A 15811-nucleotide genomic window follows, 5' to 3' on the forward strand; every position below is an offset into this window, starting at 1 on the left:
GAGATGGTTATGCCGGGCGATAACATTCAGATGAGTGTTACGCTGATTCACCCGGTAGCGATGGAAGACGGTCTGCGCTTTGCGATTCGTGAAGGTGGCCGTACCGTTGGTGCTGGCGTGGTAGCCAAAATCATCGAGTAAGATCGATGACCGGGGCAGCCGAGAGCTGCCCCAACGATTTTTAGGCCAGTAGTTCAGTTGGTAGAGCGTCGGTCTCCAAAACCGAATGTCGGGGGTTCGAGTCCCTCCTGGCCTGCCATTTTGTCATTGCTTGAGTGTAGGTTGTCAGTCGAATGAGTACAAAAGCCGAGCCCAAAGAGTATCGCCTGGACGTCGTTAAATGGCTTCTGGTGATTGCAGTAGTGGCCGTGGGGGTGGTTGGTAACTCCGTGTACTCTGCCCAGCCCTTGTTGTATCGGGTGTTGGCGCTGGTGGCCCTGGCTCTGGTTGGTCTGGCTGTCGCCTCGCAAACCGCCAAGGGGAGCGCGCTGATTCAGTTGTTGCGCGAATCCATTGTCGAAGTGCGCAAGGTGGTGTGGCCCACTCGCCAGGAGACCAATCAAACAACCTTGCTGGTTGTTGCCGTGGTGATAGTGATGGCGTTGATTCTCTGGGGGCTGGACACCATTTTCGGTTTTGTCGCCTCCAAGATAATAGGATAGGCATAAATGGCGAAGCGTTGGTACGTAGTGCACGCGTATTCTGGCTACGAGAAGAAAGTAGCAAGCTCTCTGCGCGAGCGGATTGAGCTGCATCAGATGCAGGACGTGTTCGGCGAAGTGCTGGTTCCCACCGAAGAGGTGGTGGAAATGCGCGGCGGTCAAAAGCGCAAGAGCGAGCGCAAGTTCTTCCCTGGTTATGTTCTCGTGCACATGGAGTTGAATGACGACACATGGCACCTGGTTAAAGATACTCCAAGGGTAATGGGCTTTATTGGTGGCAAGGCGGATCGACCTGCGCCGATTACCGATAAAGAGGCCGAGGCCATCCTCCAGCGTGTGGATGACTCTATTGAGAAGCCCAAGCCTAAAACCATGTTTGAGCCGGGCGAAATGGTCCGTGTTATTGATGGGCCCTTTAACGACTTTAATGGTGTCGTTGAAGAGGTGAATTACGAAAAGAGCCGCCTGCGTGTGGCGGTGCTGATTTTTGGTCGCTCGACCCCGGTAGAGCTGGAGTTTGGTCAAGTAGAGAAATCTTGATCGTCTCCTGAACGGGAGATATTTTTGCCTTCCTTTGCCTGGCGCAGAGGGAGGTTTTTGCGTCCTCGGCAGGTTGATGGCCTGCCGGGTTAACAGGGGAGCCTGTGAGGGAAGGTGCTTCACCTTCCGGAGGCGTTACTACCCATAACTGGAGAAGTGATATGGCTAAGAAAGTACAAGCCTACATCAAGCTGCAAGTTGGTGCAGGCAAGGCAAACCCAAGTCCGCCGGTTGGTCCCGCTCTGGGTCAGCACGGCGTGAACATTATGGAGTTCTGTAAAGCGTTTAACGCCCAGACCCAAAACCTCGAGCCGGGTGCGCCGGTGCCGGTTGTGATCAGCGTTTACAATGATCGCAGCTTCACCTTTGCGATGAAAACCCCGCCGGCCTCTTACTTGCTGAAAAAAGCCGCCGGTATCAAGTCTGGTTCGAGCAATCCTAACACCAAGAAGGTGGGTACTGTAACCCGCGCTCAATTGGAAGAGATTGCGACAGCAAAAGAGCCGGATCTGACTGCAGCCGATATGGATGCAGCGGTACGTACAATTGCCGGCTCTGCCCGTGCAATGGGTCTTGATGTGGAGGGCGTGTAACATGGCGAAACTTTCCAAGCGTCAGCGCGCTATCGCTGAAAAAGTCGATCGCAGCAAGCAGTACAGCGTAGAAGACGCTGTTGCCCTGCTCAAAGAGCTGTCTTCTGTAAAGTTCTCCGAGACCGTTGACGTATCCGTTAACCTCGGTATCGATCCGCGTAAATCAGATCAGTCTGTTCGTGGCGCCACCACTCTGCCTAACGGTACCGGTAAAGATGTGCGTGTAGCCGTCTTTGCTCAGGGTGCCAATGCCGATGCTGCCAAAGCGGCCGGTGCTGATTTGGTCGGTATGGACGATCTGGCTGACCAGGTTAAAGCAGGTAAGATGGACTTCGACGTGGTAGTTGCTTCTCCGGATGCAATGCGCGTTGTTGGCCAGTTGGGTCAAATCCTCGGCCCTCGCGGTCTGATGCCCAACCCTAAAACTGGCACTGTGACGCCGGATGTGGCCACTGCTGTTAAAAATGCCAAGGCCGGTCAGGTGCGTTATCGCGCTGACAAGGGCGGTATTATTCACGGCGGTATTGGCAAGCTGACTTTTGAAGCGAACGCCATTAAAGAGAACTTGGAAGCGCTGCTGGCCGATTTGAAAAAAGCCAAGCCGGCAACCGCTAAAGGTGTATACCTGAAGAAGATCGCACTGAGCACGACCATGGGTCCGGGCCTGGTGATCGATCAGTCTTCCCTGGCGGTGTAAGCCAGACCGAACTTTGGGGTCTGCGCCTGGCGCAGGCCGTCAAAGACCGTAGGCGAGCCGCGGCTTGTAAAGAGCGGGTCTTAATCCACCAGCCTACGCAGACGGTGGACCCTCTTCGGCACAGCCGAATGAATTCACCGAATCATTGCCGGTTAAGAAGTATTTAGCCGGTTGTTAGACAAAACGACAGACGTGTCTGTCAAACCCAGGAGAAATCCCGTGGCATTAGGACTTGAAGGTAAAAAAGCGATTGTCGCTGAAGTCCAGGAAGCTGCGAAGAGCGCTCTGTCTGCTGTTGTTGCCGATGCACGTGGCGTGACGGTAGACAAAATGACTGCTCTGCGTAAAGAGGCGAGAGAGAACGGCGTGTGGTTGAAAGTCGTTCGCAACACTCTGGCCCGTCGCGCTGTACAAGGCACCGATTACGAATGTCTCCTAGAGAGCTTTGTCGGTCCTACCCTGATTGCATTTTCAACCGAGCACCCAGGTGCCGGTGCGCGTATTTTGAAAGATTACGCCAAGGACAATGACAATCTGGAACTCAAATCAGCGGCCTTTGAAGGCGAAGTTGTTGACATCGCTATGCTGGCATCACTGCCGACATACGACGAAGCCATCGCCAAGCTGATGAGCGTGATGAAAGAAGCTTCTGCTGGCAAACTGGTTCGCACTATTGCGGCCATTCGCGACAGCAAAGAACAGGAAGCTGCCTGATTTTCCAGGCTGGTTCTTCTCAACATTCATTAGAGCTGCGGCTCTAAACAGATAGGAATTTGGAAATGTCTGTAACTAAAGAAGATATCATCGAAGCGATTGCTGAGATGTCAGTAAAAGACGTTGTAGAACTGGTTTCTGCAATGGAAGAAAAGTTTGGCGTATCTGCAGCAGCAGCAGTTGTTGCTGGTCCTGCCGGTGGCGACGCTGGCGGCGCTGCTGAAGAGAAAACCGAGTTTGACGTTGTTCTGACTGCTGTTGGCGAGAAGAAAGTAAACGTTATTAAAGCGGTTCGCGAGCTCACCGGTCTGGGCCTGAAAGAAGCTAAGGCGATCGTTGAAGAAGCGCCGAAAGCTGTTAAAGAAGGCGCTTCAAAAGAAGATGCCGAAGCAGCCAAAGCCAAGTTGGAAGAAGCAGGTGCTTCTGTCGAGCTGAAGTAATCGCTTTTGCTCGCAAACAGTCTGACCTTTGTGTTGGACGCTGGGCTGGTGGGTTAATCCCGCCAGCCTTTTTCCGTTTTCGGTCGATTGATATGACCGGGCAGTGCTCGCAGCCGACACTGTGCGCCGTGTACATCGGCACCGCCGCAGTAGGGACAGTTTAATAGCGCTTTTGGCGTTTGCGGCCTGTTAGCCCGATCCGTGAACAAGCTGGGGAATACAGATGGCTTACTCATACACTGAGAAAAAACGTATCCGCAAGGACTTTGGCAAATTGCCACACGTCATGGATGTGCCTTATCTTTTGGCGATTCAGCTGGATTCATACAGAAAATTTACCCAGGCCGATGCGTCTGGCGAAGAGCGTTTTGATGTCGGCTTGCACGCCGCCTTCCGCTCTGTATTCCCGATTGTCAGTTACTCCGGAAATGCTGCGCTCGAGTATGTGAGCTACAACCTGGGCAAGCCGGCGTTTGACGTTAACGAATGTATTTTGCGTGGGGTGACCTTCTCGGCGCCGCTGCGCGTAAAAGTTCGGCTGATCATCTACGATAAAGAATCAGCGAACAAAGCCATCAAGGACATCAAAGAGCAGGAAGTGTACATGGGCGAAATTCCGCTCATGACCGACAACGGCACTTTCGTGATTAATGGTACCGAGCGGGTGATCGTGTCCCAGCTGCACCGCTCACCGGGTGTTTTCTTTGATCACGACAAAGGTAAAACTCATTCCTCAGGCAAGCTGTTGTACAGCGCGCGGATCATCCCCTACCGCGGTAGCTGGTTGGATTTTGAGTTTGACCCCAAAGATCTCGTGTACGTGCGTATCGATCGTCGCCGTAAATTGCCGGCCACCATCCTGCTGCGTGCCTTGGGCTTTAGCTCCCAGGAAATGCTGGACATGTTCTTCGAGACCAGTGCCTTTACTCTGGGCGAAGATGGCCAGTTTACCTTTAAAGTGGTTCCCTCACGCCTGCGTGGGGACGTGGCCACTTTTGATATCAAAGACAAGAAAGGCAAGGTCCTGGTTGAAGAAGGTCGTCGCATCACGGCGCGCCATATTCGCCAGCTGGAAAAAGCCGGTGTTGATGAAATGGCCGTGCCGGCGGATTACCTGCTGGGCCGTGCTCTGGCAAAAGACATTGTCGACCCAGAAACTGGCGAGGTAGTGCTTGAGTGTAACACCGAGATTACCGCTGACACTCTGGAAGTGCTGGCCAAAGCCGGTGTGCAAACTATTGAAACACTCTATACCAACGAGCTCGACTGCGGTCCGTTTGTGTCCGATACCCTGCGCATCGACCCGACCCGCACGCAGCTTGAAGCGCTGGTGGAAATCTACCGGATGATGCGCCCCGGTGAGCCGCCGACCAAAGAGTCTGCCGAAGCGCTGTTCAACAACCTGTTCTTTACTCAAGAGCGCTATGACCTGTCGGCCGTTGGCCGCATGAAGTTCAACCGCCGTCTCGGCCGTGAAGAAGAGTTCGGTGAAGGCACTTTGTCGAACGACGATATCGTCGATGTGATGAAAACCCTGATCGACATTCGCAATGGCGTGGGTGTTGTGGACGATATCGATCACTTGGGTAACCGCCGCATTCGTTCAGTAGGCGAAATGGCCGAGAACCAATTCCGGGTTGGCTTGGTGCGCGTTGAGCGGGCGGTCAAAGAACGCCTGTCCATGGCTGAAAGCGAAGGCCTGATGCCTCAGGATCTGATTAACGCCAAACCCGTTGCTGCCGCGATTAAAGAGTTTTTTGGCTCGTCGCAGCTGTCGCAGTTTATGGATCAGAACAACCCGCTGTCTGAGGTGACTCACAAGCGTCGCGTGTCGGCTCTTGGCCCCGGCGGTTTGACCCGTGAGCGCGCCGGCTTTGAGGTGCGCGACGTACACCCGACGCACTATGGGCGCGTTTGCCCCATTGAGACGCCCGAAGGTCCGAACATTGGCTTGATTAACTCGCTGGCCACCTACGCGCGTACCAATAGCTACGGCTTTCTGGAAACGCCTTATCGCCGCGTTAAAGACGGCAAGGTCACTGACGATATCGAATTCCTCTCGGCCATTAACGAAGCTGAGTTTGTTATCGCCCAGGCCTCAGCCAAGCTCGACGATAGCGGCAAACTGATTGAAGATCTGGTGTCCGTGCGTCACCAGAATGACTTTACCCTGAAAAGCCCGGCCGAAGTCGAGCTGATGGACGTGTCGCCGCGCCAGGTGGTCTCTGTGGCCGCGTCGCTGATTCCGTTCCTTGAGCACGATGACGCCAACCGCGCACTGATGGGTTCAAACATGCAGCGCCAAGCTGTGCCGACCCTGAAAGCTGAAAAGCCGCTGGTGGGCACCGGTATGGAGCGCAATGTTGCCTCTGACTCGGGTGTGTGTGTGGTCGCCAAGCGCGGCGGTGTGATTGATCGCGTTGATGCCGGCCGTATTGTGGTCAAGGTGCGCGACGAAGAAGTCGAGTCCGGCGATGCCGGGGTGGATATCTACAACCTGATCAAATACACCCGCTCTAACCAGAACACCTGTATCAACCAGCGTTCCATTGTGAATGTCGGTGATGAAGTTCTGCGTGGCGATATCCTGGCGGACGGCCCGTCTGTGGATATGGGCGAGCTGGCGCTGGGCCAGAATATGCGCATCGCCTTTATGCCCTGGAACGGCTACAACTTTGAGGACTCTATTTTGGTGTCCGAGCGTGTTGTGCAGGAAGATCGCTTCACCACTATCCATATTCAGGAGCTGACCTGTATCGCTCGCGATACCAAACTCGGCAGTGAAGAAATCACCTCTGATATCCCCAATGTGGGCGAGAACGCGCTGAACAAGCTCGACGAGTCCGGCATTGTGTACATCGGCGCCGAAGTCGGCGGTGGTGACATTCTGGTGGGCAAGGTGACTCCGAAAGGCGAAACTCAGTTGACCCCAGAGGAAAAACTGCTGCGTGCCATCTTTGGTGAAAAGGCATCCGACGTTAAAGATACCTCTCTGCGTGTGCCTTCCAGCACCAAGGGTACGGTGATCGATGTTCAGGTATTCACCCGCGACGGCCTGGAGAAAGATCAGCGCTCGTTGGAAATTGAAAAAGCCCAGCTCGATGAGGTACGTAAAGATCTCAACGAGGAATATCGCATCATGGAAGCGGCGACTCTGGATCGTCTGCGCAGTGTCATCCGCGATCAAAAAGTCGCCGCTGGCAAAGGCGTGAAAAAAGGCGATGTGCTCACCGATGAGCTGCTGGACAGCCTGCAAACCGAACAGTGGTTCAAGCTGCGCGTGGCCGATGACGCCCTTAACGAGCAGATCGACCGTGCCGAAGAGCGCCTGGCTGAGTGTCGTAAGAACCTGGACGAGCGCTTTGAAGACAAGAAGCGCAAGCTGTCTACGGGCGATGATCTGGCGCCGGGCGTACTGAAGATCGTCAAGGTTTACCTGGCCATCAAGCGCCGTATTCAGCCGGGTGACAAGATGGCTGGCCGTCACGGTAACAAGGGTGTGATTTCGGTGATTATGCCGGTGGAAGACATGCCCTATGACGCCAAAGGTGAGCCGGTGGATATCGTTCTTAACCCACTGGGTGTGCCGTCGCGTATGAACGTGGGGCAGATTCTGGAAACTCACTTGGGCATGGCCGCCAAGGGGCTTGGTGTCAAGATTGACGACATGATCCGCCAGCAAAAAGCCGTTAAAGAAGTGCGTGGCTTCCTCGAAGAGATTTACAACGAAACCGGTGACGTCTACGCCAAGGAAGATTTGGCGAGCTTCTCGGACAGTGAAGTGATGGATCTGGCGAACAACCTTCGCGGTGGTGTCCCCATGGCGACTCCGGTGTTCGACGGTGCTAAGGAGCATGAGATCAAAGCGCTGCTGCGGTTGGCCGATGTGCCTGATTCTGGGCAAATGCAGTTGTATGATGGCCGTACCGGTGATCCTTTCCAGCGTCCGGTGACCGTTGGTTATATGTACATGCTGAAACTGAACCACCTGGTGGACGACAAGATGCACGCCCGTTCCACCGGTTCTTACAGCCTGGTTACTCAGCAGCCGTTGGGTGGTAAGGCGCAGTTTGGTGGTCAGCGCTTCGGTGAGATGGAGGTCTGGGCGCTCGAAGCTTATGGTGCCGCCTATACCCTGCAGGAGATGTTGACCGTGAAATCGGACGACGTCACCGGCCGAACCAAAATGTACAAGAATATTGTCGACGGCGACCACCGTATGGAGCCGGGCATGCCCGAGTCCTTTAACGTATTGGTTAAAGAGATTCGTGCCCTCGGTATCAATATGGAACTGGAGCAGGACGACTAAAACGTCCATCGAACTAAATCGGTAAGCGGGGCTTAGCCCCGCCACGTGTGCAAACTGCACTTACTGGAGCCCACTGGAGGAAGTGCCTTGAAAGACTTACTTAATCTGCTCAAGTCCCAGGGACAAACTGAAGAATTTGATGCGATTCGTATCGGCCTGGCATCGCCGGAAATGATTCGCTCTTGGTCGTTCGGTGAAGTTAAAAAGCCTGAAACCATCAATTACCGTACCTTCAAGCCAGAGCGTGAAGGTCTGTTCTGTGCCAAGATTTTTGGCCCGGTAAAAGATTACGAGTGCTTGTGCGGCAAGTACAAGCGCATGAAGCACCGCGGCATCATTTGTGAAAAGTGCGGTGTAGAAGTCACCTTGGCTAAAGTGCGCCGTGAGCGTATGGGCCATATTGAACTGGCGAGTCCGGTTGCCCACATCTGGTTCTTGAAGTCGCTGCCGAGTCGTATCGGCCTGCTGCTGGATATGACGCTGCGCGATATTGAGCGCGTGTTGTATTTCGAGTCCTATGTCGTTACCGACCCGGGCATGACCACGCTCGAGCGCGGCCAGCTGCTGACCGATGAGCAGTACTTCGAGGCGATGGAAGAGTTTGGGGATGAGTTTGAAGCGTTGATGGGTGCCGAAGCCATCAAGGCGTTGATGGCAGACATCAACCTCGAGGAAGAAATTCAGCATCTGCGTGAAGAAATTCCCAATACCAACTCGGAAACCAAGATCAAGAAGTACTCCAAGCGCCTGAAGCTGCTGGAGGCTTTCCACTTTTCCGGTAACAACCCCGAGTGGATGGTAATGGAAGTGCTGCCGGTGTTGCCGCCAGATCTGCGACCGCTGGTTCCGCTCGATGGCGGACGTTTTGCGACGTCTGATCTGAACGATCTGTACCGCCGCGTGATCAACCGTAACAATCGCTTGAAGCGCCTCCTGGATCTCAACGCCCCTGACATTATCGTGCGCAACGAAAAGCGTATGCTGCAAGAGTCTGTAGACGCGCTGCTGGATAACGGCCGTCGTGGCCGTGCGATTACCGGTTCTAACAAGCGCCCGCTGAAATCTCTGGCCGACATGATCAAAGGTAAGCAGGGTCGTTTCCGTCAGAACCTGCTGGGTAAGCGTGTGGACTACTCTGGCCGTTCGGTGATTGTGGTCGGTCCTACTCTGCGCCTGCACCAGTGTGGCCTGCCGAAGAAAATGGCTCTGGAACTGTTCAAGCCGTTTATTTTCAGCAAGCTTGAGTTGCGCGGTCTTGCTACCACCATCAAAGCCGCCAAAAAAATGGTAGAGCGTGAAGAAGCGGTGGTCTGGGATATCCTGGATGAAGTCATTCGCGAACACCCGGTACTGCTCAACCGTGCACCGACACTGCACCGTTTGGGTATCCAGGCGTTTGAGCCTGTATTGATTGAAGGTAAAGCCATTCAGCTTCACCCGCTGGTTTGTGCTGCCTACAACGCCGACTTTGACGGCGACCAGATGGCGGTTCACGTACCGCTGACCCTGGAAGCTCAGTTGGAAGCGCGCGCGTTGATGATGTCCACCAACAACATCCTCTCTCCCGCATCGGGCGAACCGATTATCGTACCTTCGCAGGACGTTGTATTGGGTTTGTACTGGATGACCCGAGAACGCATCAACGCCAAAGGCGAGGGAATGGTGTTTGCCGATGTGGCGGAAGTGTCCCGCGCTTACTACGGCCACCAGATCGAGCTGCAAGCGCGCATAAAAGTACGCATCAATGAAACCATCATTGGTAGCGAAGGCGAGAAGCAAACTTCTACTCGGTTGGTGGAAACCACCGTTGGCCGTGTGCTGCTGTGGGAAATTGTTCCCGAGGGTATTCCCTTTGAAATGATTGATCGCCCGATGGTGAAAAAAGCGATTTCCGGTGTGATCAACCACTGCTATCGCGCCGTTGGTTTGAAATCTACGGTTATCTTCGCTGACCGCCTGATGTACATGGGTTATGACTTCTCGACCAAGTCTGGCTCATCAATTGGTGTGAACGACTTTGCCATTCCCGACGAGAAATATGAAATCGTCGCTCGCGCCGAAGGCGAAGTGAAAGAAATTGAAAGCCAGTTTGCTTCGGGCCTGGTTACCGCCGGCGAAAAGTACAACAAGGTGATCGATATTTGGTCTCGCGCCAACGACTTGGTCGCCAAATCTATGATGGACGGTATCAGCTTTGAGACGGTCATCAATCGAGACGGCGAAGAGGAGCAGCAGACCTCTTTTAACTCGGTGTACATGTACGCCGACTCCGGTGCTCGTGGTAGCCCGGCGCAGATTCGTCAGCTGGCCGGTATGCGTGGCCTGATGGCCAAGCCAGATGGCTCTATTATTGAGGCGCCGATTACGGCCAACTTCCGGGAAGGTTTGAACGTAGGTCAGTACTTTATCTCGACACACGGTGCTCGTAAGGGTCTGGCAGATACCGCGTTGAAAACCGCTAACTCCGGTTACCTGACTCGCCGTCTGGTGGATGTGGCCCAGGATCTTGTGGTTACACTCAACGACTGTGGTACCGATGAAGGTCTGGAAATGGCGCCCGTGATTGAGGGTGGCGACGTTATTGAGTCTCTGGGTGATCGTATCCTCGGTCGTGTAGTGGCCCGCGATGTTGTGCGCCCCAACTCCGATGAGATTCTGGTGCCCGCCGGCACTATGATCGACGAGGCTTGGGTAGAGCGCATTGAAGGCATGGGTATCGACGAAGTACTGGTGCGCTCGCCCATTACCTGCGACGCGCGGACCGGTATCTGCTCCATGTGTTACGGTCGTGATCTTGCTCGTGGTCATCGCGCCAACATCGGTGAAGCGGTTGGCGTTATCGCCGCTCAGTCCATTGGTGAGCCGGGCACTCAGCTGACCATGCGGACTTTCCACATTGGTGGTGCCGCCTCGCGTGCCTCTGCTGCTGACAACGTTCAGGTCAAGCAGGAAGGTACTATCCGCCTGATCAACGTCAAAGTTGTCAGCAACTCGCAGGGCAATCTGGTGGCCGTGTCTCGTTCTGGTGAGCTGGCCGTGGCCGACGCCTCGGGAAGTGAGCGGGAGCGTTACAAGATTCCATACGGCGCTGTGATCTCGGTGAAAGATGGCGAGAAAGTCGATGGCGGTCAAATTATCGCCAAGTGGGATCCGCACACTCACCCGATTGTGTCTGAAGTGGCCGGTAAGGTGAATTTCTCCGGCATGGAGGACAACCTGTCTATCCGTCGCCAAACGGATGAGCTGACCGGCCTGTCGTCCATTGAGGTCATGGATCCCTCCGAGCGTCCCTCGGCGGGTAAGGACATGCGTCCTGCGATTACCCTCACTGATGAAAGTGGCAATGAGCTGTGCTTGCCGAACACGACAATGCCCGCGCACTACATGCTGCCGGCCCATGCGATTTTGAGCATCGCGGATAAAGATACCATTGAGGTGGGTGACGTTATTGCCCGTATCCCTCAAGAGGGCTCAAAAACCCGCGACATCACCGGTGGTCTGCCGCGCGTTGCCGACCTCTTCGAGGCCCGCAAGCCGAAAGAGCCGTCCATTTTGGCTGAAATCTCCGGCACCGTGAGCTTCGGTAAAGAGACTAAAGGCAAGCGTCGTCTGGTGATTACTCCCAACGATGGCCAGCCTCTGGAAGACGGTTCAACTCACTACGAAGTGCTGATACCCAAGCACCGCCAGCTGACAGTGTTCGAGGGTGAGCAGGTTGTTAAGGGTGAAGTGGTATCGGATGGTCCGAGCAACCCGCACGACATTTTGCGTCTCAAAGGTGTTGAGGCTTTGGCGAGCTACATCACCAATGAGATTCAGGACGTATACCGTCTGCAGGGTGTGAAGATTAACGATAAGCACATTGAAACCATTGTTCGCCAGATGCTGCGTAAGGTTGAAATCACCGGTATGGGCGATTCCAGCTTTGTGAAAGGGGAGCAGGTTGAATACACCCAGGTGCTGGAAGAAAACGAACGCCTGCGCTCAGAAGACAAGCAGCCGGCCAAGTTTGAGCGCCTGTTGCTGGGTATCACCAAAGCCTCTCTGGCCACTGAGTCGTTTATCTCGGCAGCCTCGTTCCAGGAGACCACCCGCGTTCTGACCGAAGCGGCAGTTACCGGCAAGAAGGACGGTCTACGCGGCCTGAAAGAAAACGTGGTGGTTGGGCGTCTGATTCCGGCTGGTACCGGTTTGGCGTATCACAGCGAACGCAAGCGTCAGCGCGAAGAAGCGCTGGAGATTGCCGATACCGGTGTGAGTGCCGAAGACGTGGAAGCAGCGCTGACCGAAGCGCTCAAGTCCAGCGGCGACTGATCTTGGCCCCGAAAGGGGGCAAATTGGCGTAAATCCCGGCACTTCGGTGCCGGGGTAGGGTGTTTATTGCTCAATTGCGCCTTGACGGAAGTGGGGGGTGTCATTACAATGCGCCACCCGCTTTTTTAGAAGTGGGGAATGGCTGACGCCATTGCCTTTAAGCAAGCCCCAATGTGGGGCGTTTTATATATCTGTGGAGTTTATTTTCATGGCAACGATCAACCAGTTGGTTCGTAAGCCGAGAAAACGTAAGGTTCAAAAGAGCGACGTACCTGCTCTGCAAGCTAACCCGCAAAAACGTGGCGTATGCACCCGCGTTTACACCACAACACCGAAGAAGCCGAACTCAGCTTTGCGTAAAGTCTGCCGTGTTCGTCTGACCAACGGTTTTGAGGTCACCTCCTATATTGGTGGTGAGGGTCACAACTTGCAAGAGCACAGCGTAGTACTCATCCGTGGCGGTCGTGTAAAAGATTTGCCTGGTGTGCGCTACCACACTGTTCGCGGTTCGCTGGATACCTCCGGTGTTAACAACCGTAAGCAGGGTCGCTCCAAGTACGGTACCAAACGTCCTAAGTAAGTTCTAGGACATACGTTTTCGGTGTAGAACCGAGTAAGGCCAGGCGCAGTTGATGCAGTCCTGGATATTTCCTGAAGAGAGGCTATTAAAATGCCAAGAAGAAGAGTTGTCGCGAAACGCGAAGTCTTGCCGGATCCCAAGTACGGCAATGTGACTCTGGCAAAGTTCATGAACCACGTAATGATCAGTGGTAAGAAGTCCGTAGCGGAACGTATCGTCTACGGTGCGCTGGACGTTGTTAAAGAAAAGCTCAATCGTGACCCGATTGAGGTGTTCGACGAGGCACTGGAAAACATTGCGCCGCTGGTGGAAGTAAAGTCCCGCCGTGTGGGTGGTGCTACCTATCAGGTTCCGGTAGAAGTTCGCCCGGCCCGTCGTACCGCTCTGGCCATGCGCTGGCTGGTGGATTACTCCCGCGGACGCGGTGAGAAGTCCATGCCACAGCGTCTTGCTGGCGAGTTGATCGATGCATCGCAGAACAAAGGTTCTGCTGTTAAGAAACGCGAAGATGTGCACCGCATGGCAGAGGCCAACAAGGCCTTCTCTCACTTCCGCTTCTAAGTCTGTAAGCATTGAGAAACAAAAGGCAGCTATTATGGCTGCCTTTTACCATTTTAAGAATTTGGTAATTGGAGAGTACAGCTGTGGCACGTAAGACGCCGATCGCTCGCTATCGCAATATTGGTATTTGCGCGCACGTTGATGCGGGCAAAACCACAACGACTGAGCGTGTCCTGTTTTACACCGGCCTCTCCCACAAAATAGGTGAAGTTCACGACGGCGCTGCCACCACCGACTGGATGGAGCAGGAGCAAGAGCGTGGCATTACCATCACCTCAGCAGCTGTAACGACTTTCTGGCGCGGTATGCGTCAGCAGTTCGAAGAACACCGCGTCAATATCATCGATACGCCTGGGCACGTTGACTTCACCATTGAGGTGGAGCGCTCTCTGCGCGTGCTCGACGGTGCCATTGTGGTGCTCTGTGGCTCATCGGGTGTGCAGCCGCAAACCGAAACCGTTTGGCGTCAGGCCAACAAGTACGAAGTGCCGCGTATGGTCTTCGTCAATAAAATGGACCGCACCGGAGCTAACTTTACCCGGGTTGTCGAGCAATTACGGGAGCGCCTGGGCGCCAATGCCGTACCTCTGCAGATGACCATCGGCTCGGAAGATGAGTTTAAAGGGGTTGTCGATCTCGTTAAGATGCAGGCCATCATCTGGAATGAAGATGATATGGGCATGACCTTCGAGTATCAGGACATTCCCGCAGACTTGCGTGAAACCTGCGAGGAAATGCGCGAGTTTTTGGTCGAGGCGGCCGCTGAGGCGGACGACGACCTGATGAACAAATACCTTGAGGGCGAAACGCTTACCGAGGAAGAGATCAAAGCGGCTATTCGCAAGCGTACTCTGGCCAATGAGATCATCCCCGTTTTGGGCGGCTCGGCCTTTAAAAACAAGGGTGTGCAAGCCGTGCTGGACGCCGTGATCGAGTACCTGCCAGCGCCCACCGAAGTGAAAGCCATCGAGGGTGTGCTCAAAGACGGCGAAACCGTAGAGACCCGCGAAGCCGACGACGATGCGCCTTTTGCGGCGCTGGCTTTTAAAATTGCCACGGACCCGTTCGTCGGTACCTTGACTTTTTTCCGGGTCTACTCTGGCAAACTCAACTCCGGTGATACGATCTTCAACCCGGTGAAAAGTAAGAAAGAGCGCGTTGGTCGAATGGTGCAAATGCACGCCAATGACCGGCAGGAAATTAAAGAAGTTCTGGCGGGCGACATCGCCGCCGGGATTGGTTTCAAGGATGTCACCACCGGTGACACCCTCTGTGACCCCAATCACTTGATTACTCTTGAGCGTATGGAGTTCCCCGAGCCTGTGATTCATGTGGCCGTGGAGCCCAAGAGTCAGGCCGATCAGGAAAAAATGGGTGTCGCGCTCGGCAAGCTGGCGCAGGAAGATCCTTCGTTCCGTGTGAAAACCGACGAGGAAACTGGCCAAACGATCATCGGCGGTATGGGCGAGCTGCACCTGGATATCATTGTCGATCGCATGCGCCGCGAGTTCAATGTCGAGGCCAATATCGGTAAACCCCAAGTGGCCTATCGCGAGCGCATTCGCAACACCTGTGAAATTGAAGGCAAGTTTGTGCGTCAGTCGGGTGGCCGTGGTCAATACGGTCATGTCTGGATTCGTTTTGAGCCGGCCGAGGACGAAGGCGCCGAGGGTTTGGAGTTTGTCAACGAGATTGTTGGCGGTACCGTACCCAAAGAGTACATCCCTGCTGTGTCCAAAGGCATCGAAGAGCAAATGCAAAACGGTGTGCTGGCCGGTTATCCGCTGTTGGGGCTGAAAGCCAGTTTGTACGATGGCTCTTTCCATGATGTAGACTCCAACGAAATGGCGTTTAAAATAGCCGCATCCATGGCAACCAAAAAGCTCGCTCAGCAGGGCGGCGCTGTGCTGCTTGAGCCGATTATGAAGGTTGAAGTGGTGACTCCTGAGGAGAACATGGGGGATGTGGTCGGTGACCTCAACCGTCGTCGCGGTTTGATTCAGGGCATGGACGAGAGTACCAGCGGTAAGATTATTAACGCTGAAGTACCCTTGGCGGAGATGTTCGGTTACGCTACCGATCTGCGCTCAGCGACCCAGGGTCGCGCAACCTACAGCATGGAGTTTAAAGGCTATGCTGAGGCACCCAAGAATGTCACTGATGAGATTATGGCGAAAAACAATATCGTCAGTGGGTAATTGATTCTGATTGATTCATATTAGAGGAAAAGCAAGTGGCAAAAGAAAAGTTCGAACGGAACAAGCCCCACGTCAACGTGGGCACCATTGGTCACGTTGACCACGGTAAAACCACTCTTACAGCGGCCCTGACCCGTGTATGTGCGGAAGTATGGGGTGGCTCGGCGGTCGCGTTTGACGGTATTGATAACGCACCGGAAGAG

The 15811-nt window shown here is 54.4% G+C and carries 13 protein-coding genes and 1 tRNA gene; all 14 read left to right on the forward strand.

The window, feature by feature from the left end; all coding sequences use genetic code 11:
- A partial coding sequence (locus QWI16_RS11185; protein WP_502552980.1) for an EF-Tu C-terminal domain-related protein occupies window positions 1–141 on the forward strand: 141 nt, incomplete at its 5' end.
- Window positions 142–183: 42 nt separating this feature from the next.
- A tRNA-Trp gene (locus QWI16_RS11190) sits at window positions 184–259 on the forward strand.
- 34 nt (window positions 260–293) lie between these two features.
- Window positions 294–662 carry a preprotein translocase subunit SecE gene (gene secE / locus QWI16_RS11195; RefSeq protein ID WP_302713191.1) on the forward strand — a complete coding sequence of 123 codons (369 nt, stop codon included), beginning with the start codon at window positions 294–296 and terminating at the stop codon, window positions 660–662.
- A gap of 6 nt (window positions 663–668) precedes the next feature.
- Window positions 669–1202 (forward strand): transcription termination/antitermination protein NusG, encoded by a 534-nt coding sequence (gene nusG / locus QWI16_RS11200; RefSeq protein ID WP_302713192.1) that lies wholly within the window; start codon window positions 669–671, stop codon window positions 1200–1202.
- Between the two features lie 161 nt (window positions 1203–1363).
- Complete coding sequence (rplK, locus tag QWI16_RS11205) at window positions 1364–1795, forward strand: 50S ribosomal protein L11 (RefSeq protein ID WP_302713193.1); 432 nt, start codon at window positions 1364–1366, stop codon at window positions 1793–1795.
- A 1-nt stretch (window position 1796) separates the two neighbouring features.
- Entirely contained in the window at window positions 1797–2492 is a 696-nt protein-coding gene (gene rplA / locus QWI16_RS11210) for a 50S ribosomal protein L1 (RefSeq protein ID WP_302713208.1), read from the forward strand.
- A 219-nt stretch (window positions 2493–2711) separates the two neighbouring features.
- Window positions 2712–3206: a 50S ribosomal protein L10 gene (gene rplJ / locus QWI16_RS11215; RefSeq protein ID WP_302713210.1), complete on the forward strand. Its 495-nt coding sequence runs from the start codon at window positions 2712–2714 to the stop codon at window positions 3204–3206.
- A 65-nt stretch (window positions 3207–3271) separates the two neighbouring features.
- The gene (gene rplL, locus QWI16_RS11220; protein ID WP_302713211.1) at window positions 3272–3646 is read left to right on the forward strand and encodes a 50S ribosomal protein L7/L12; all 375 of its coding nucleotides are present in this window, start codon (window positions 3272–3274) and stop codon (window positions 3644–3646) included.
- A 223-nt stretch (window positions 3647–3869) separates the two neighbouring features.
- Complete coding sequence (rpoB, locus tag QWI16_RS11225) at window positions 3870–7955, forward strand: DNA-directed RNA polymerase subunit beta (protein WP_302713212.1); 4086 nt, start codon at window positions 3870–3872, stop codon at window positions 7953–7955.
- Between the two features lie 87 nt (window positions 7956–8042).
- Window positions 8043–12269: a DNA-directed RNA polymerase subunit beta' gene (gene rpoC / locus QWI16_RS11230; RefSeq protein ID WP_302713214.1), complete on the forward strand. Its 4227-nt coding sequence runs from the start codon at window positions 8043–8045 to the stop codon at window positions 12267–12269.
- A 208-nt stretch (window positions 12270–12477) separates the two neighbouring features.
- Window positions 12478–12849, forward strand: coding sequence for a 30S ribosomal protein S12 (rpsL, locus tag QWI16_RS11235; RefSeq protein WP_302713215.1), 372 nt, complete (start codon window positions 12478–12480; stop codon window positions 12847–12849).
- A gap of 90 nt (window positions 12850–12939) precedes the next feature.
- The gene (rpsG, locus tag QWI16_RS11240) at window positions 12940–13410 is read left to right on the forward strand and encodes a 30S ribosomal protein S7 (protein WP_302713216.1); all 471 of its coding nucleotides are present in this window, start codon (window positions 12940–12942) and stop codon (window positions 13408–13410) included.
- 83 nt (window positions 13411–13493) lie between these two features.
- A complete protein-coding gene (fusA, locus tag QWI16_RS11245) occupies window positions 13494–15608 on the forward strand; it encodes an elongation factor G (RefSeq protein WP_302713217.1) in 2115 nt (704 codons plus the stop codon).
- A gap of 35 nt (window positions 15609–15643) precedes the next feature.
- Window positions 15644–15811 (forward strand): GTP-binding protein (locus tag QWI16_RS11250; RefSeq protein WP_302713218.1); only part of this gene is annotated, 168 nt, incomplete at its 3' end.

The organism is Gilvimarinus algae (assembly GCF_030518215.1).
Taxonomy (GTDB): domain Bacteria; phylum Pseudomonadota; class Gammaproteobacteria; order Pseudomonadales; family Cellvibrionaceae; genus Gilvimarinus; species Gilvimarinus algae.